This is a genomic window from Pseudomonas sp. TWP3-1 (genome assembly GCF_049896625.1).
Classification (GTDB): Bacteria; Pseudomonadota; Gammaproteobacteria; order Pseudomonadales; family Pseudomonadaceae; genus Aquipseudomonas.
Genome location: NZ_JAFCUQ010000010.1, coordinates 84,028 through 101,876, shown reverse-complemented (window position 1 = coordinate 101,876; position 17,849 = coordinate 84,028). Strand labels below are relative to the sequence as shown.

Below are 17,849 nucleotides of genomic sequence, written 5' to 3'. Positions count from 1 at the left end.
GGTTCAAGTCGCTTAACAACAATAATGAGTCTGCGAGGCCTTCCGTGATCCAGTTTTTACTAAACCAGGAACTCCGTAGCGAGCACGCCCTGGACCCGAACCTGACCGTGCTCAATTACCTGCGTGAACACGTGGGCAAATCCGGTACCAAAGAAGGCTGCGCCAGCGGTGACTGCGGCGCTTGCACCGTGGTGGTCGGCGAGTTGCAAACGGATGACGACGGTCGCGAGCACATTCGCTATCGCAGCCTCAATTCGTGCCTGACCTTCGTTTCGTCGCTGCACGGCAAGCAATTGATCAGCGTCGAAGACCTCAAACATCAGGGCGAACTGCACAGCGTGCAGAAAGCCATGGTCGAGTGCCACGGCTCGCAGTGCGGCTTCTGCACTCCGGGTTTTGTGATGTCGCTGTTCGCGCTGCAAAAGAACAGCGATGCGCCGGATCATGCCAAGGCCCACGAAGCGCTGGCCGGCAACCTCTGCCGCTGCACCGGCTACCGACCGATTCTGGCCGCCGCCGAACAATCCTGCTGCGGCAAGCAACCCGATCAGTTTGATGCTCGCGAAGCCGAGACCATAGACCGCCTCAAAGCCATCGCGCCCACCGATATCGGCGAACTCAACAGCGGCGACAAGCGCTGCCTGGTGCCGCTGACGGTCGCCGATCTGGCCGATCTCTACGACGCTTATCCACAAGCACGCCTGCTGGCGGGCGGCACCGACCTCGCGCTGGAAGTCACCCAGTTTCACCGCACGTTGCCGGTGATGATCTACGTCGGCAACGTCGCCGAAATGAAGCGCATCGAGACATTCGATGATCGCATCGAAATCGGCGCCGCTGCCGCCCTCTCCGACTGCTACGAAGCGTTGAACGCCGAGTACCCGGATTTCGGCGAATTGCTGCATCGCTTCGCCTCGCTGCAGATCCGCAACCAAGGCACCCTCGGCGGCAACATCGGCAACGCCTCGCCGATCGGTGACTCACCGCCGCTGCTGATCGCCCTCGGCGCGCAGATCGTGCTGTGCAAGGGCGAAGTCCGCCGCACGCTCAACCTCGAAGACTATTTCATCGACTACCGCGTCACTGCGCGTCAGGAAAGCGAGTTCATCGAGAAGATCATCGTGCCGCGTGCCAGCGCGGAACAACTGTTCCGCGCCTACAAGGTTTCCAAGCGTCTGGACGATGACATTTCTGCGGTGTGCGCCGCGTTCAATCTGCGCGTGGAAAACGGCGTAATTGCTGACGCCCGCGTCGCCTACGGTGGCATGGCCGCGATCCCGAAACGTGCGGCGCATTGCGAAGCCGTGCTGCTCGGCCAGCCGTTCAACAACGCCGTGATCGAACGCGCCTGCGCCGCGCTGGCAGAAGATTTCACCCCGCTCTCGGACTTCCGCGCCAGCAAGGAATATCGCCTGCTCAGCGCGCAGAATCTGCTGCGCAAATACTTCATCGAACTGCAAACACCGCACATCGAGACTCGGGTGACCGCTTATGTCTAACCATCACGGCGTAGAAAAAACCCAGGCTGAACTGGCCGAACTGTTCGCCAAGGATCTGACCAGCGGTGTCGGCCGCAGCGTCAAGCACGACAGCGCGGCCAAGCATGTGTCCGGTGAAGCGCAGTACATCGATGACCGGCTCGAATTTCCCAACCAGTTGCACCTTTATGCACGCATGTCGGATCGCGCCCACGCGAAAATCATCAGCATCGACACCACGCCGTGCTACGCCTTCGAAGGCGTGCGCATCGCCATCACCCACAAAGACGTGCCGGGCCTGAAAGACATCGGCCCTTTGCTGCCGGGCGATCCTCTGCTGGCGATTGACGACGTGCAATTCGTCGGTCAACCAGTGCTGGCCGTGGCCGCAAAAGATCTCGAAACCGCGCGCAAAGCCGCGATGGCCGCGATCATCGAATACGAAGATCTGGAGCCGGTACTCGACGTGGTCGAAGCCCTGCGCAAACGCCATTTCGTGCTCGACAGCCACACCCATCAGCGCGGCGACTCGGCCGGCGCATTGGCGACTGCCGAACATCGTATTCAAGGCACGCTGCACATCGGCGGCCAGGAGCATTTCTATCTGGAAACGCAGATTTCCTCGGTGATGCCCACCGAAGACGGCGGCATGATCGTCTACTGCTCCACACAGAACCCCACCGAAGTGCAGAAACTGGTGGCCGAAGTCCTCGACGTATCCATGAACAAAATCGTCGTCGACATGCGCCGCATGGGCGGCGGTTTCGGTGGCAAGGAAACTCAAGCCGCCAGCCCGGCGTGCCTGTGCGCGGTGGTTGCGCACCTCACCGGCCAGCCGACCAAGATGCGCCTGCCACGCGTCGAAGACATGCTGATGACTGGCAAGCGTCACCCGTTCTACGTCGAGTACGACGTCGGCTTCGACAGCACCGGGCGCCTGCACGGGATCAACATGGATCTGGCCGGCAACTGCGGCTGCTCGCCGGACTTGTCGGCATCAATTGTCGACCGCGCGATGTTCCACTCGGACAACTCGTACTACCTCGGCGACGCGACCATTAATGGTCATCGCTGCAAGACCAACACCGCGTCGAACACCGCCTACCGTGGCTTCGGCGGCCCGCAAGGCATGGTCGCCATCGAAGAAGTGATGGACGCGATTGCCCGCCACTTGAACCTCGATCCACTGGCGGTGCGCAAGGCCAACTACTACGGCAAGACCGAGCGCAACGTCACGCATTACTACCAGACCGTCGAGCACAATATGCTCGAAGAGATGACCGCCGAACTGGAAGAAAGCAGCCAGTATTACGAGCGCCGCGAAGCGATCCGTCGCTACAACGCCAACAGCCCGATTCTGAAAAAAGGCCTCGCGCTGACCCCGGTGAAATTCGGTATTTCCTTCACCGCGAGCTTCCTCAATCAGGCCGGCGCGCTGATCCACGTCTACACCGACGGCAGCATCCATCTGAACCACGGCGGCACCGAGATGGGCCAGGGTCTGAACACCAAAGTCGCGCAAGTCGTGGCCGAAGTGTTTCAGGTGGAAATGGATCGGGTGCAGATCACCGCGACTAACACTGACAAGGTGCCTAACACCTCACCGACCGCGGCTTCCAGCGGTGCTGACCTTAACGGTAAGGCTGCGCAGAATGCGGCAGAAATCATCAAGCAACGGCTGATCGAATTCGCCGCCCGCCACTTCAAGGTCAGCGAAGAAGATGTGGAATTTCACAATGGCCATGTACGGGTTCGCGATCACATCCTGACCTTTGAAGCGCTGATCCAGTTGGCGTATTTCAATCAGGTTTCGCTGTCGAGCACCGGGTTCTACAAGACCCCGAAAATCTACTACGACCGCAGCCAGGCGCGTGGTCGGCCGTTCTACTATTTCGCCTTCGGCGCGGCGTGCTGTGAAGTGATCGTCGACACCCTGACCGGCGAGTACAAAATGCTGCGCACCGACATCCTGCACGACGTCGGCGCTTCGCTGAACCCGGCCATCGATATCGGTCAGGTCGAGGGCGGTTTCGTGCAGGGCATGGGCTGGCTAACCATGGAAGAGCTGGTGTGGAACAACAAGGGCAAGCTGATGACCAACGGCCCGGCCAGCTACAAGATCCCGGCGGTGGCGGACATGCCGCTGGACCTGCGGGTAAAGCTGGTGGAAAACCGCAAGAACCCGGAAGACACGGTGTTCCATTCAAAAGCGGTCGGTGAGCCGCCGTTCATGCTCGGGATTGCGGCGTGGTGTGCGCTCAAGGATGCGGTGGCCAGTCTCGCTGACTATAAGCATCAGCCGAAGATTGATGCGCCGGCGACTCCGGAGCGAGTGTTGTGGGGGTGTGAGCAGATGCGCCAGCTCAAAGCGGTGAAAACCGTCGAAGCTGAAACCGAGTTGGCTTCACTCTAAAACCGCATCGCGGCCATCGCTGGCAAGCCAGCTCCCACAGGTTTGGCGTGGAATCCCAATTTTGTGGACACCATAAAACACTGTGGGAGCTGGCTTGCCAGCGATGAGGCCCGAACAGACAACGAAGATGTCGAGGTGAATATGTACAACTGGATCGACGCCCTCGCCGACCTGCAGAACCAGGGCGAGCCCTGTGTTCTGGTGACGATCATCGAAGAGCTCGGCTCGACGCCGCGCAACGCCGGCTCGAAGATGGTCGTCAGCGCTCGCCAGACTTTCGACACCATCGGTGGCGGGCATCTGGAATACAAAGCCATGCAGATCGCCCGCGAGATGCTCGCCAGCGGCAAGCAGGACACGCATCTGGAACGCTTCAGCCTCGGCGCCAGCCTTGGCCAGTGCTGCGGCGGCGCCACGGTGTTGCTGTTCGAACCAATGGGCCAGGTACAGGCGCAAATCGCGGTATTCGGTGCGGGCCACGTCGGCCGCGCGCTGGTACCCTTGCTCGCCAGCCTGCCATGCCGGGTGCGCTGGATCGATTCGCGCGAGGACGAATTCCCCGCGCAGATTCCCCACGGCGTACGTAAAATCGTCAGCGAAGAACCGGTGGACGAAGTCGACGACCTGCCCGCCGGCAGCTATTGCATCGTCATGACCCACAACCATCAACTGGATCTGGAACTGACTGCCGCGATCCTCAAACGCAACGACTTCACCTGGTTCGGCCTGATCGGGTCGAAGACCAAACGCGCCAAGTTCGAACACCGTTTGCGTGACCGTGGCTTCGACGCCAGCGTCGTGCAGCGCATGCGTTGCCCGATGGGCATCGGCGAAGTCAAAGGCAAGTTGCCGGTGGAAATCGCCATCTCCATTGCCGGCGAAATCATCGCCACCTACAACGCCAATTTCGGCCAGCAGACTGCCAGCGCCGAACCGATTGCCAAACTGCTGCCGGTTTCGCGGCGCAGTCAGGCCACAAAACTCAAAGCCTCAAATTGATCAGAGAACCCTCATGCCCCTGACTCGCAAAGCCTACCGCGCCGCCATCCTGCACAGCATTGCCGACCCCGCCGAGGTCGGCATCGAAGCTTCCTACGAATATTTCGAGGACGGTCTGCTGGTGGTCGATGACGGCAAGATCAGCGCCCTCGGCCACGCCAGTGACCTGCTGCCGACTCTGCCGGCGGACATCGAGATCAACCACTATCAGGATGCGCTGATCACCCCCGGCTTCATCGACACGCACATCCATTTCCCGCAAACCGGCATGGTCGGTGCCTACGGCGAGCAACTGCTCGACTGGCTGAACACCTACACCTTTCCGTGCGAAAGCCAGTTCGCCGACAAGGCCCACGCCGACGAAGTTGCCGACATTTTTGTCAAGGAACTGCTGCGCAACGGCACCACCACCGCGCTGGTGTTTGGCAGCGTGCATCCGCAATCGGTGAACGCGTTCTTCGAAGCCGCCGAGAAGCTCGACCTGCGCATGATCGCTGGCAAGGTGATGATGGATCGCAATGCGCCGGACTATCTGACCGACACGCCGGAATCGAGCTATGTCGACAGCAAGGCGTTGATCGAGCGCTGGCACGGCAAAGGTCGTCTGCACTACGCAGTGACGCCGCGCTTCGCCCCGACCAGCACCCCGGAACAGTTGACCCTCGCTGGTCAATTGCTCGGCGAGTACCCGGATCTGTACATGCAGACCCACATCAGCGAAAACCTCAAGGAAGTCGAGTGGGTCAAGGAGCTGTTCCCGGAGCGCAAGGGCTATCTCGACGTTTACGATCACTTCAAGTTGCTCGGCGAGCGCTCGGTGTTCGCCCACGGCGTGCACCTGTGTGACGACGAATGCGCGCGCCTGGCAGAGACCGGTTCAGCGATCGCCTTCTGCCCGACCTCGAACCTGTTCCTCGGCAGCGGTTTGTTCAATCTGCCGATGGCCGAGAAGCATAAAGTCAATGTCGGCCTCGGGACTGACGTTGGCGGCGGCACCAGTTTCTCGCTGCTGCAGACCTTGAATGAAGCATACAAAGTGATGCAGTTGCAGGGTGCGCGTTTGAGCCCGTTCAAATCGTTGTATCTGGCGACTTTGGGCGGTGCGCGTGCGCTGCGTCTGGAGGACAAGATCGGTAATCTGCAGCCGGGCAGCGACGCAGACTTCCTGGTGCTGGATTACAACGCCACGCCGCTGTTGAGCTATCGCTTGAAGCAGGCCAACAACATTGCCGAGACGTTGTTTGTGTTGATGACGCTGGGCGATGACCGGACGGTTGCCCAGACCTATGCCGCGGGTGCGTTGGTGCATCAGCGCTAGTTTTCTGCGGACAAAAAAATCCCCCGGTACTGCTCAGTCCGGGGGATTTTTTGTGCCTGTTGGATTGTCATCGCTGGCAAGTCGGTCTACTTTAAAGCTTCGCGCTCGGGCGCCCCGGCTTCTTGGTCTGCAACAAATGCGAGAACACCGCATGCAGATCATCCGACGCACTTTCCTCATCGAGGTTGAGTTTGCTGTCGATGTGATCCATGTGATGCATCATCAGATCCACCGCCAACTCGCCGTTGCGCGCTTCGATAGCGTCGATCAACTGGGTGTGTTCGTCGTAGGAACAGTGCGAACGGTTGCCGCTTTCATACTGCGCGATGATCAACGAAGTCTGCGAAACCAGGCTGCGCTGGAAGCTGATCAGCGGTGCGTTCTTCGCCGCTTCTGCCAGTTTCAGGTGGAATTCACCCGACAGACGGATACCGGCGCCGCGATCACCACGGGAGAAGCTGTCGCGTTCGTCGTTGACCATTTGCCGCAGTTCGGCAATTTCTTCAGCCGTCGCGTGTTGCACCGCCAGCTCAGTGATCGCGCGCTCTACCAGACGGCGGGCGAGGAACACTTGGCGCGCCTCTTCGACGCTCGGGCTGGCAACCACGGCGCCACGATTGGGCCGCAACAACACCACGCCTTCATGGGCCAGACGCGAGAGTGCGCGGCGAATGATGGTGCGGCTGACCCCGAAAATTTCCCCCAGCGCTTCTTCGCTCAACTTGGTGCCGGGCGCCAGGCGCTGTTCGAGGATGGCCTCGAAGATATGCGCGTAGACAATATCGTCCTGGGTGCCGGTGCGGCCGGCTTTGCCTGCTCGCGGTTGTTTCTTGAGGGGTTGCAACTGTTCGTTCATGGGCACTCGAGTCGGAAGAACTGCGGCGAATAGACCGTGACTGTAATACGGCACAGTAGGTCGCTGGCAAGTATCGCGTAAAAAACACGCCGATTGTACACAATGGATGGTGGCAACACGACTGTACGGCTGTTTGTGACTTCCGCTGTATTGCAACGCTCCGTTACGTTTGAGTTTAGGCTTGAAAACCAAAACTGCCGCCACGCAACATTGTGGCGAGGGAGCTTGCTCCCGCTCGGCTGCGCAGCAGTCGTAAACCTTTGACGCGGTCTGGCTGACACTACGGCGATGCCTGCATTGGGGCTGCTTCGCAACCCAGCGGGAGCAAGCTCCCTCGCCACAAAAGCTGAGCCAGGCATAAAAACCTGTTGGATTCACTGCTTCTATAAACAAGGAACACCGCTGTCATGAACGACATCACCCACACGCGCCTGCGCCCTTTCGCGGACACTTCGCCCTCGGCCATCGTCGCCGGGTTCATTGCGATGATGACCGGCTACACCAGTTCACTGGTGCTGATGTTCCAGGCCGGGCAAGCGGCGGGCCTGAGCAGCGGGCAGATTTCCTCGTGGATCTGGGCGATTTCGATTGGCATGGCCGTTTGCTCGATCGGCCTGTCGCTGCGCTACCGCACGCCGATCACGATTGCCTGGTCGACGCCCGGCGCTGCATTGCTGATCACCAGCCTCGGCGGCGTGAGTTATGGCGAAGCGATTGGCGCCTATGTCACCTGCGCGGTGCTGGTGACCATTTGCGGTATGACCGGCAGTTTCGAACGGCTGGTGAAAAAGATTCCGGCATCGCTGGCGGCCGCGTTACTGGCGGGGATTCTGTTCAAGATCGGCAGCGAAATCTTCGTTGCCGCGCAGCACCGCACCGGGCTGGTGCTGGGGATGTTCTTCACTTATCTGGTGGTGAAGCGTCTGTCGCCGCGCTATGCAGTGCTTGCCGCGTTGCTGATCGGCACCGCGCTGTCGGGCTTCATGGGGCTGCTGGACTTCAGCGCTTTTCATCTGGAAGTGGCGACGCCGGTGTGGACCACGCCGCACTTCTCGCTCGCGGCAACCATCAGCATCGGCATCCCGCTGTTCGTGGTGGCGATGACCTCGCAGAACATGCCCGGCATCGCCGTATTGCGCGCCGACGGTTACAACGTCCCGGCCTCGCCGCTGATCACCACCACCGGCATCGCCTCGCTGCTGCTGGCGCCGTTCGGTTCGCATGGCATCAACCTCGCGGCGATCAGTGCGGCGATCTGCACCGGGCCGCATGCGCATGAGGATCGCAACAAGCGCTACACCGCTGCGGTGTGGTGCGGGATTTTCTACGGGATCGCCGGGGTGTTCGGCGCAACATTGGCGGCGCTGTTTGCTGCGCTGCCGAAAGAACTGGTGCTGTCGATTGCCGCGCTGGCACTGTTCGGTTCGATCATCAATGGTTTGAGCATTGCCATGACCGAGGTCAAGGAGCGCGAAGCGGCGCTGATTACCTTCATGGTCACGGCGTCGGGGCTGACGCTGTTTTCCATCGGTTCGGCGTTTTGGGGGATTGTCGCGGGGGTGTTGACGCTGGTGATTCTGAATTGGCGTAAAGCCTGAAAGCGAAAGATCCAGCAAAAAAAACGGCGACCCTTGGGTCGCCGTTTTTCATTACATCACTTTGCCGCGTTGACCGGTGTTTCCGGGTACCACACGTCCAGCAGCGGGCTGACGGTCATACCGGTCAGCTCAGTGCGGGATTTCAGCCAGGCTTCAACAGCAGCGCGCTGCTCTTCGTTGACCGAGCCACGCTTCTGCAGGCAAACCAGACCGAAGTCATCGCCGCCAACATAACCCAGACCGTTGGCTTCCATGGCTTCTTTGATGAATGCTTCGAGGAAAGCGTCAATGGCTTCTTCGGACAAGTCTTCTTTGAAGTCCAGGTTCAGTTCGAAACCCAGCTCTTGAAATTCATCGACGCACAGTTTTTTGCGCAGACGCTGGGAACGGTTAGTCGCCATTGGAACAATCCTCTTAAGTAATAACGGCCGGCACTTTAGCAGTTTAAGCCGCGTTTTGCCCGTCTCTGTGGGACGTGCGTGTGACCGCCCGTAAAAAAATCGCCGATTAGCCGCCCCGGATCGGGCACAAGCGGTAACACCTTGGGGCATAATGCCGACACTTTCATGACCACTGAGGGCTTTTTCATCCATGTCCTCGTCTTTTTTCCCCTCGGCTGTAGGGTTTTATTTCATATGATCAAATCGTTGCGTCCTCTGCTCCTCGCCGGCCTTCTTATGCCGCTGGCCCTGTCTGTCTCCGCCGCCACCATCAACACTGCCCTGACCCCCAACGTCGAAAAAGCCCTGAAAGCCAGCAAGCTGCAGCCCAACGCGCTGTCGCTGGTGATGGTGCCACTCGATGGTCCGGGCAACCCGACCGTGTACAACGCCGACGTGTCGGTCAACCCGGCCTCGACCATGAAGCTGGTCACGACTTACGCAGCGCTGGAAATGCTCGGCCCCAATCACCAGTGGAAAACCGAGTTCTACACCGACGGCGACCTGAGCGGCGGCATTCTCAACGGCAACCTCTACCTCAAGGGTGGCGGCGATCCGAAGCTGAACATGGAAAAACTCTGGCTGCTGATGCGCGACCTGCGCGCCAACGGCGTAACTCAGATCACCGGGGATCTGGTGCTGGATCGCGGCTTCTTCGTGCAGCCGCAACTGCCGGAATTCAACGACGACGGCAATGACGAGAACAAACCGTTCCTGGTCAAACCCGACTCGCTGCTGGTCAACCTCAAGGCTCTGCGCTTTGTTGCGCGCAATGACGGCGGCCGCGTGCTGATTTCGGTCGAGCCGCCGATTGCAAGCATCAAAATTGAAAACACCGTCAAAGCGATCAACTCCAAGCAATGCACTGGCGGCGTGCGCTACAACCCGGTGCCGCAAGCCGATGGCAGCGTGACCGTGACCGTGGCCGGTCAGTTGGGCGATGGCTGCAGCTCGCAGACTTACCTGTCGCTGCTTGATCACGCGACTTACACCGCTGGCGCCGTGCGCGCGATCTGGAAGGAACTGGGCGGCAGCATTCAGGGCCGCGATCGTCTGGCGCCAACCCCGAGCAGCGCCAAAGTGCTGGCCCGGGCGTTCTCGCCGGATCTGGCGGAGATCATCCGCGACATCAACAAATACAGTAACAACACCATGGCCCAGCAGCTGTTCCTCAGCCTCGGTCAGAAATTCCGCAACGATGCCGACGGCGACGACGCCAAGGCTGCGCAACGCGTCGTGCGTCAGTGGCTGGCGAAGAAAGGCATCACCGCGCCGCATCTGGTGATGGAAAACGGTTCCGGGCTGTCCCGCGCCGAACGCGTCAGCGCCCGTGAAATGGCGGCCATGCTGCAAGCCGCGTGGCACAGCCCGTACGCCGCCGAGTACATCAGCTCGCTGCCGATTGCCGGTACCGACGGCACCATGCGCAAACGCCTGAAGACCACCGCAATGCGCGGCGAAGCCCACGTCAAGACCGGCACCCTGAACACCGTGCGGGCGATTGCCGGTTTCAGCCGTGATGTGAATGGCAACACCTGGGCGGTGGTGGCGATCCTCAACGACAAAGCTCCGTTTGGCGCGTCGTCGGTGCTGGATCAGGTGCTGCTGGATCTGTATAAACAGCCGCGATTGGCACAGACTGCGTCAGTTTTGTAACCACACCACAAAACACTGTGGGAGCGGGCTTGCCCGCGATGGCGGTTTGTCAGTCACTACATGTGCTGGCTGGACGGACGCTATCGCTGGCAAGCCAGCTCCCACAGGATTTGCGCCGTGCTCAATTTCAGTTCATCTCCCGCTCAACCCGATCCCGCCCGTGCTGCTTGGCGGCATACACGCCGGAGTCGGCGCGCAGTAATAACGCATCCGCGCCCTCGCCCACTCGCCAACTGGCGATGCCGAAACTCGCCGTCACCACCCCGACCACATCGACCGGCTCGCTGCGCAACCCCTGCCACAACTCCACCGCCAACATGTAGGCATGCTCGCCATCGATGTCCGGGCACAACACCATGAACTCCTCGCCGCCCAAGCGGCAGAACACATCCGTCCGGCGCAGCCGATGGCCAATGCGCTCGCACACCGCTTGCAACACGCGGTCGCCCACGGCATGTCCGTACTGATCGTTGATGCGTTTGAAGTGGTCGATATCGAGCATGATCACCGACAATTCACCGCCGCCACGCTCGACCCGCGCCATTTCCGTGGTCAGGCGTTCCTGGAAGTAGCGCCGGTTGTGAATCCCGGTCAGCGAATCAGTCACCGACAACGCGCGCAGTTCTTCCTCCACGCGTTTCAGGTCAGAGATGTCCGAGATATAGCCATGCCACAACACGCCGCCGCCCGGCAGCTCTTCCGGCGTCGCCTCGCCGCGCACCCAGCGCAGGCCGCGACTCGGTAGTTGCACGCGATATTCCTCGCGCCACGGGCTGAGGTTCGCCGCCGAAGTGCGGATCGAGGAACGCACGCGAACGGTGTCCTGCGGATGAATGCGGGTGAAGATCGCCTCGGCGTCGAACAGCAACACGTCCGGCTCCAGCTCGTAGATCTCGCGGATGCCGTCGCTGGCGTAGATCACGCTGAAGCGCCCGTCGAACTCCATTTTGAACTGGTAGATGCCGCCGGGAACGTGGGCGCTGAGCTTTTTCAGCAGCACGTCGCGCGCCGCCAGGGCTTCGTGCACGCGTTTACGTTCGGTGATGTCGATGCAGATCGCCAGATGCCCGACCCACAAACCCTGCTCATCCAGCAGCGGGGTGGCGAGCATGTTCACCGGCAGATGGCTGCCGTCACTGCAGATCAGCGTCCACTCGCGCGCCTCATGGCCGCCGACTTCGCCGCCCTCGACCAGCATCGCCTGACAGGTCGGAATGGTTTTACCGTAGCGCGCGCTCAATTCCGCCGCGCGCGCGATCAGCTCACGGGGAAAATGCAGGTTCTCCAAGGTCATGCGGCCGACCACTTCTTCGCTGCGATAGCCGAGCATCTGTTCGGCGCCGGGGTTGAAGGTGCTGATCACCCCGCGCAGGTCGGTGGCGATGATTGCCACTTGGGTCGCCGCGTTCAGCACACCGCGTAGTTGGCCGTGGGTGCCGCGCAGTTCCTGTTCGCTGGCGTGCAACTCTTGCGTGCGCTGCTCGACCAGCCGCAAGGCGCGCTGACGCTGGCTGACCAGCACATATAACAGCGCGCTGAGCAGCAGACTCAGAAGCGCGCCGAGCACCACCACACTGCTGATCGACGAATGATTGGCCTGAACGAACGCCTCGCTCGGCGCGATATCCACCTGATAGTCGTGATCGGCCATGCGCAACAGGCGCGTGGCCGACAGATCACTCGGGGCCGGCGCGTTGCTCGATTCGAACAGCGCTTCATGCTCGTCGCTGGTCGACAGATCGAGAATGCGCACCGACAGGTAATCGTGGAACGCATCCGGCAGTCCATCGGCGAGCAACTGACGCATGCTGATCACCGCCATCACGTAGCCGAAGGACTTCTGCTCACCTTCGCGAATCACCGGCGCCACCAGCAGCACGCCGCGCGCGTAGGCCGGTTCGATGCTCACCAGATGCATCGGTTGCGACACCGCCAGGCTACCGAGGTGATCGGCGCGTTCCAGGGTCGAGCGGCGCAGCGGCTGCGCCAGCAGGTCATAACCCAGCGGCGAGCCGAGCCGACTCTGGGTCTGGCTGTACAGCACGACCACGTATTCATCACGGGCAGCGGCAATTTGCAGCGCCCCTTGAGCATCGAGCTCACGCACGCTGAAGTTGCTCAAACCTTCGTCGCGCACCTGCTGCTCGAATTGCGCGCGCTCGGCACCGCTCACTCGCAGAGCGAACGAATAGGCTTGGGTACGCAGTAATAAAGGATGGGTGTAACCGTCGAACTCGGCGCGGGACACCGATTTGGAGTTGGCGAAGAACCGGCGCAGGCTGTCGAGCCGCTGCTCCTGATCCTGAAAACGCTCTTCGATGCGGCTGTAACGCTCATTCGCCAGTAGCTGAAAGCGCTGACGCAATTGTTGATTGAATTGATTGAGCGTGGCCCAGGCGAGCAGCCCCGTAAGAATCCCGCCGGCGAGCAATACCAGCAGCGCGACCAGCCAGGCCGAGACGTCTTCACTGATAAAACCCAGAATCTTCGGGCGTACGGGGTGCAACGACATAAAGGCAACTCACTACGCCAGAGTTTCGGAGAAACCCCCTAGGCCGTGAGTAGATTTATAGCTATTAGCCACTAACTTTGCTAGCACTGAACGGATCCACGAGCCTTTAAGAATCAAGGCTCTGTGGATCCAGGTGCTCAGAGTGTCAACGAGCCGTGATTTTCCAGGCGCGGTGGATCTTGGTGTTGCGCGCGAAATCCGGATCAATGGTCTGTGCGCTGATTTCCTCGACCGCGTAACGCTCGGCGAGGTTTTCTTCGAGCTGGAACTTGCGGAAGTTGTTGGAGAAGTACAACACCCCGCCCGGCGCCAGGCGCGCCATCGCCAGATCGATCAACTGCACCTGATCGCGCTGCACATCGAAAATGCCTTCCATGCGCTTGGAGTTGGAGAAGGTCGGCGGATCGATGAAGATCAGGTCGTACTCTTCGCGACAGCTTTCCAGCCACGCCATCACGTCGCCCTGCTCCAGACGGTTCTTGTCGGAAAAACCGTTCAGCGACAGGTTGCGGCGCGCCCAGTCGAGGTAGGTTTTCGACAGGTCGACGCTGGTGGTGCTGCGCGCGCCACCCTTGGCCGCGTGCACACTGGCGGTCGCGGTGTAGCAATACAGATTGAGGAAGCGCTTGCCAGCCGCCTCTTTCTGAATGCGCAGACGCATCGCACGGTGGTCGAGGAACAGCCCGGTGTCGAGGTAGTCGGTCAGGTTGACCAGCAGCTTGACGCCGCCCTCGGTCACCTCATTGAACTTGCCCTGCGCCGCCTGGCGCTCGTACTGCTTGGTGCCGCTCTGACGCTCGCGGCGCTTGACCACGACGCGGCTCTTGTCGATGTTCAGCGCCTGCGGAATAGCCGCCAGTGCATCGAACATGCGAATCGAAGCTTTTTCCGGATCAATCGACTTCGGCGCAGCGTATTCCTGCACATGCACCCAGTCGTGGTACAGGTCGATGGCCATGGCGTATTCCGGCATGTCCGCATCGTAGACGCGGTAGCAATCGATGCCTTCGCGCTTGACCCACTTGCCCAGTGCCTTGAGGTTTTTCTGCAGACGGTTGGCAAACATCTGCCCGCCTTCGCTCAAACGCGCCTGCTCGACCACTGGCGCCGGGGCCGGCACAGGTTTGATCGGGTTGCCGTTCTTGTTGAACTTGCGCTCTTGCGGCTCGTCCGGCGACTGATCGTACTCGGCTTGCTCGCGTTCGGCCTGACGTTGCTCCGGAGTGCGACGCTCGCCAGTGACGAACTGATCAGGCGTGACTTTGATCAGCAGCAACTTGCACGGCAACGCGCCGTTCCAGAACGAATACTGTTTGTGGCTGCGAATGCCCATGCGCTTGCCCAGTTCCGGCGCGCCGGTGAACACCGCGGCCTCCCAGTTCAGGCAGGCCTGACGCAGACGCTCACCAAGGTTCTGGTAGAGATACAGCAGGCTGGCTTCGTCACCGAGACGCTCGCCGTACGGCGGGTTGCAGATCACCAGACCTTTCTGGTTCTGATCCGGGCGCGGCTCGAAGGTCGCGACTTCGCCTTGGTAGATCTTGATCCACTCGCTGAGGCCGGCACGTTCAACGTTGTTGCGGCCTGGCTGAATCAGGCGTGGGTCGGCTTCATAACCGCGAATCCACAGCGGTGGCTTGGCCAGACCGGCAGCGGCGCGCTCACTCGCTTCTTCGTGCAGCTTTTTCCACAGCGCCGGCACGTGACCCAGCCATGCGGTGAAGCCCCACTGCTCGCGACGCAGGTTCGGTGCCATGTCGGCGGCAATCATGCCGGCTTCGACGAGGAACGTACCGACACCGCACATCGGGTCAGCCAGCGCGCCGCCATCGGCAGCAATGCGCGGCCAGCCGGAACGGATCAGGATCGCTGCCGCGAGGTTTTCCTTCAGCGGTGCAGCGCCCTGCTGCAAGCGGTAACCGCGCTGGTGCAGGCTGTGGCCGGACAGGTCGAGAGACAGAATCGCTTCGCCGCGATCCAGACGCAGGTGAATGCGCAGGTCCGGATTGAGTTTGTCAATCGACGGACGGTCGCCCTGCGGGGTGCGCAGTTTGTCGACGATGGCGTCTTTGACTTTCAACGCGCCGAAGTGCGTGTTGTCGATGCCCGAGCCGTGGCCGCTGAACTCGACGGCCAGGGTGCCGTCGCTGAGCATGTGATCCTGCCACTCGACGTCGAGCACGCCGTGGTACAGGTCTTCCGCATCTTTCATCGCGAAGCGCTTGAGCACCAGCAACACGCGGTTGGCCAGGCGCGACCACAGGCACAGGCGATAGGCGGTTTCCATGGTCGCCATGCCACGCACAGCAGAGGTGTGCTCGCGTGCGTCTTCAAGGCCAAGCCCGACGGCTTCCTCGATCAGCAGGCCTTCAAGGCCTTTGGGGCAAGTGAGGAAGATTTCGAATTGATCGGACATTGGAATTTCAGAGCCTTTGGCTGAGTGAACCGGCAACGCATTGCCGATCCGGTTTTCAATCAGGCGCTTTTCTGTGAGAGCGCCCGCGTGGCACGAAGGTGTGCCGTTCCATCCCTGCTGCTCGAATTAAAGAGCTTAGATGCCGGGACAGAGAAAAAAGTTGAAGCAACAAAATGACTCAAAGCAACCCTTCGTCGAATAATGCCCCAGTGTAAACGTGGGTCATTCTCACTAAAGGATTAACCTCATCATGCAGCGCGGTGCCGATCATACCGGGGTTTGGCCACGAAGCGCTCAGCAAATACGCTGTTACTTATGGCCATAGCATCTTTTTCGTTACGTCCTTATGACAAAACGGTCATTCCCTCGATGTGACGCTTTGGTTAGAACTTGTCTCAGGTTGACGTCCCAACGGCGTCAACACCTTGGCTCGCCACGCCGGCAGCGAGCCGCCAACGGCAGATGTTTTTTTCTGCCAGACCTCAATTGAGGTCGACGCGACATATACAGTCAACAAGTGAGGGAAACACCCTATGAGAAGACTTAAGCGTGATCCGTTGGAAAGAGCATTTTTGCGCGGATATCAATATGGCGTTGGTGGCAAATCCCGTGAGCTTTGCCCATTTACTCTACCGTCGGTACGTCAAGCCTGGATCAACGGCTGGCGAGAAGGACGCGGCGACAACTGGGACGGTATGACCGGCACTGCGGGAATCCACAGACTCAACGAACTTCACGCCGTCGGCTGACACAGGGCATTAATTCCGACACGACAATCTGAATACGTTACACCTTAACCACGCACGTCCCTCCCGGACGGCGGGCTGCGGCCCAGGGGCTCCTTCGAGGAGCCCTTTTTTATGCATCACATTCAACACTATTTCTGTGGCGAGGGGATTTATCCCCGTTGGGTCGCGCAGCGGCCCCAAAACCTGTCACCTCGGTGCCGCAGATAAATCAAAAGATCAGAAACGACGACTGCTGCGCAGCCGAGCGGGGATAAATCCCCTCGCCACAAGAGCCCCTTGCCAGATTCAGCGTCCGACTTTCATTGCCGCGATGGCGTCCACCGATTCACGAATCAGCGCCGGGCCTTTATAGATGAAGCCGGAGTAGATCTGCACCAGGCTCGCGCCGGCAGCAATCTTCTCGGCCGCATGCTTGCCTTCGGTAATCCCGCCCGCCGCGATGATCGGCAGACGACCGCCCAGCTCCGCCGCCAGCACTTTCACCGTGTGCGTGCTCTTCTCACGCACCGGCGCACCGGACAGACCGCCCATCTCGTCGCCATGTTCCATGCCTTCGACGCCAACGCGACTCAGGGTGGTGTTGGTGGCGATCACCGCATCCATCCCGGTTTCGATCAGTGCCTGGGCAACCTGCACGGTTTCTTCGTCGGTCATGTCCGGAGCGATCTTGATCGCCAGCGGCACATGCTTGCCGTGACGCAGCGCCAGTTCGGCGCGACGCTGGGCCAAGTCCGCCAGCAACTGCTTGAGCGAATCACCGAATTGCAGGCTGCGCAGGCCCGGGGTGTTCGGCGAGCTGACGTTGACCGTGATGTAACTGGCGTGGGCGTAAACCTTGTCCAGGCAGATCAGGTAGTCGTCGACTGCGCGCTCGACCGGGGTGTCGAAATTCTTGCCGATATTGATCCCAAGCACGCCTTTATATTTGGCGGCAGCAACCCGCGCCAACAGGTGATCAACGCCAAGGTTGTTGAACCCCATGCGATTGATGATCGCCTCGGCTTCCGGCAAGCGGAAGATCCGCGGTTTCGGGTTGCCCGGCTGCGGACGCGGAGTGATGGTGCCGATTTCGACGAAACCGAAACCCAACTGTGCAAAGCCGTCGATGGCCGCGCCGTTCTTGTCCAGACCTGCGGCCAGACCCACCGGGTTCGGAAAGTCCAGCCCCATGACATTCACCGGCACGTGCGCCGGGGCCTTGCACAGCAAGCCGTTGAGGCCCAAACGTCCGCCCGCGCCGATCAGATCCAGCGACAGGTCGTGGGAGGTTTCCGGGGAAAGTTTGAACAACAGCTGACGGGCCAGGGTGTACATGGGCGGCGATGACTCGGGCGGCGAAAAGAGGCGGCGATTATAGCCGGGCATGACCCTGCGGCGCGAGGCGCACGCGCAAATCCTTGTGCGTGGCATATGC

12 protein-coding genes are annotated in these 17,849 nt (G+C 60.4%); 7 read left to right on the top strand and 5 right to left on the bottom strand.

Features of this window, described 5'->3' with window-relative positions; translation table 11 throughout:
- Nucleotides 1–44 precede the first annotated feature (44 nt).
- The 4 genes from xdhA to guaD all read left to right on the top strand — a co-directional run bounded on the left by xdhA (nt 45) and on the right by guaD (nt 6,208).
- Nucleotides 45–1,499 (top strand): xanthine dehydrogenase small subunit, encoded by a 1,455-nt coding sequence (gene xdhA, locus ACP7BN_RS15590; protein WP_426205129.1) that lies wholly within the window; start codon nt 45–47, stop codon nt 1,497–1,499.
- A complete protein-coding gene (gene xdhB / locus ACP7BN_RS15585; RefSeq protein ID WP_426205128.1) occupies nt 1,492–3,891 on the top strand; it encodes a xanthine dehydrogenase molybdopterin binding subunit in 2,400 nt (799 codons plus the stop codon). Before xdhA ends, xdhB begins: the two co-directional genes overlap by 8 nt.
- Nucleotides 3,892–4,032: 141 nt before the next feature.
- Nucleotides 4,033–4,890 carry a xanthine dehydrogenase accessory protein XdhC gene (gene xdhC / locus ACP7BN_RS15580; protein ID WP_426205127.1) on the top strand — a complete coding sequence of 286 codons (858 nt, stop codon included), beginning with the start codon at nt 4,033–4,035 and terminating at the stop codon, nt 4,888–4,890.
- Between the two features lie 13 nt (nt 4,891–4,903).
- Nucleotides 4,904–6,208 carry a guanine deaminase gene (gene guaD / locus ACP7BN_RS15575; RefSeq protein WP_426205126.1) on the top strand — a complete coding sequence of 435 codons (1,305 nt, stop codon included), beginning with the start codon at nt 4,904–4,906 and terminating at the stop codon, nt 6,206–6,208.
- Between the two features lie 91 nt (nt 6,209–6,299).
- Here guaD and ACP7BN_RS15570 read toward each other — a convergent pair whose 3' ends face one another.
- The gene (locus tag ACP7BN_RS15570) at nt 6,300–7,064 is read right to left on the bottom strand and encodes a GntR family transcriptional regulator (RefSeq protein ID WP_426205125.1); all 765 of its coding nucleotides are present in this window, start codon (nt 7,062–7,064) and stop codon (nt 6,300–6,302) included.
- A gap of 407 nt (nt 7,065–7,471) precedes the next feature.
- Between ACP7BN_RS15570 and ACP7BN_RS15565 the strand changes: the two genes are divergently transcribed.
- Nucleotides 7,472–8,662, top strand: coding sequence for a benzoate/H(+) symporter BenE family transporter (locus ACP7BN_RS15565; protein ID WP_426205124.1), 1,191 nt, complete (start codon nt 7,472–7,474; stop codon nt 8,660–8,662).
- Between the two features lie 56 nt (nt 8,663–8,718).
- On the opposite strand, the gene ACP7BN_RS15560 is transcribed toward ACP7BN_RS15565, so the two are convergent.
- Nucleotides 8,719–9,063: a YggL family protein gene (locus ACP7BN_RS15560; RefSeq protein WP_420648798.1), complete on the bottom strand. Its 345-nt coding sequence runs from the start codon at nt 9,061–9,063 to the stop codon at nt 8,719–8,721.
- A gap of 234 nt (nt 9,064–9,297) precedes the next feature.
- Here ACP7BN_RS15560 and dacB point away from each other — a divergent pair, with 234 nt between their 5' ends.
- Nucleotides 9,298–10,758: a D-alanyl-D-alanine carboxypeptidase/D-alanyl-D-alanine endopeptidase gene (dacB, locus tag ACP7BN_RS15555; RefSeq protein ID WP_426205123.1), complete on the top strand. Its 1,461-nt coding sequence runs from the start codon at nt 9,298–9,300 to the stop codon at nt 10,756–10,758.
- A 127-nt stretch (nt 10,759–10,885) separates the two neighbouring features.
- On the opposite strand, the gene ACP7BN_RS15550 is transcribed toward dacB, so the two are convergent.
- Nucleotides 10,886–13,270, bottom strand: coding sequence for a sensor domain-containing diguanylate cyclase (locus tag ACP7BN_RS15550; protein ID WP_426205122.1), 2,385 nt, complete (start codon nt 13,268–13,270; stop codon nt 10,886–10,888).
- 145 nt (nt 13,271–13,415) lie between these two features.
- Nucleotides 13,416–15,686, bottom strand: coding sequence for a bifunctional 23S rRNA (guanine(2069)-N(7))-methyltransferase RlmK/23S rRNA (guanine(2445)-N(2))-methyltransferase RlmL (gene rlmKL / locus ACP7BN_RS15545; RefSeq protein ID WP_426205121.1), 2,271 nt, complete (start codon nt 15,684–15,686; stop codon nt 13,416–13,418).
- Between the two features lie 533 nt (nt 15,687–16,219).
- On the opposite strand from rlmKL, the gene rmf reads away from it, so the two are divergent.
- On the top strand, nt 16,220–16,435 hold the full coding sequence (rmf, locus tag ACP7BN_RS15540) for a ribosome modulation factor (RefSeq protein ID WP_003223300.1): 216 nt from the start codon (nt 16,220–16,222) through the stop codon (nt 16,433–16,435).
- A gap of 285 nt (nt 16,436–16,720) precedes the next feature.
- Here the strand turns inward: rmf and ACP7BN_RS15535 are convergent, their stop codons facing one another.
- Nucleotides 16,721–17,749 (bottom strand): quinone-dependent dihydroorotate dehydrogenase, encoded by a 1,029-nt coding sequence (locus tag ACP7BN_RS15535; RefSeq protein WP_426205120.1) that lies wholly within the window; start codon nt 17,747–17,749, stop codon nt 16,721–16,723.
- Nucleotides 17,750–17,849 lie beyond the last annotated feature (100 nt).

What these genes read in the sequence shown, in the direction of transcription:
- xdhB (WP_426205128.1), top strand. Translation starts at nt 1,492, where the DNA reads ATGTCTAACCATCACGGCGTAGAAAAAACCCAGGCTGAACTGGCCGAA.
- ACP7BN_RS15535 (WP_426205120.1), bottom strand. Translation starts at nt 17,749, where the DNA reads ATGTACACCCTGGCCCGTCAGCTGTTGTTCAAACTTTCCCCGGAAACC.
- ACP7BN_RS15570 (WP_426205125.1), bottom strand. Translation starts at nt 7,064, where the DNA reads ATGAACGAACAGTTGCAACCCCTCAAGAAACAACCGCGAGCAGGCAAA.
- guaD (WP_426205126.1), top strand. Translation starts at nt 4,904, where the DNA reads ATGCCCCTGACTCGCAAAGCCTACCGCGCCGCCATCCTGCACAGCATT.
- xdhC (WP_426205127.1), top strand. Translation starts at nt 4,033, where the DNA reads ATGTACAACTGGATCGACGCCCTCGCCGACCTGCAGAACCAGGGCGAG.
- rmf (WP_003223300.1), top strand. Translation starts at nt 16,220, where the DNA reads ATGAGAAGACTTAAGCGTGATCCGTTGGAAAGAGCATTTTTGCGCGGA.
- rlmKL (WP_426205121.1), bottom strand. Translation starts at nt 15,686, where the DNA reads ATGTCCGATCAATTCGAAATCTTCCTCACTTGCCCCAAAGGCCTTGAA.
- ACP7BN_RS15565 (WP_426205124.1), top strand. Translation starts at nt 7,472, where the DNA reads ATGAACGACATCACCCACACGCGCCTGCGCCCTTTCGCGGACACTTCG.
- ACP7BN_RS15560 (WP_420648798.1), bottom strand. Translation starts at nt 9,063, where the DNA reads ATGGCGACTAACCGTTCCCAGCGTCTGCGCAAAAAACTGTGCGTCGAT.
- ACP7BN_RS15550 (WP_426205122.1), bottom strand. Translation starts at nt 13,270, where the DNA reads ATGTCGTTGCACCCCGTACGCCCGAAGATTCTGGGTTTTATCAGTGAA.
- dacB (WP_426205123.1), top strand. Translation starts at nt 9,298, where the DNA reads ATGATCAAATCGTTGCGTCCTCTGCTCCTCGCCGGCCTTCTTATGCCG.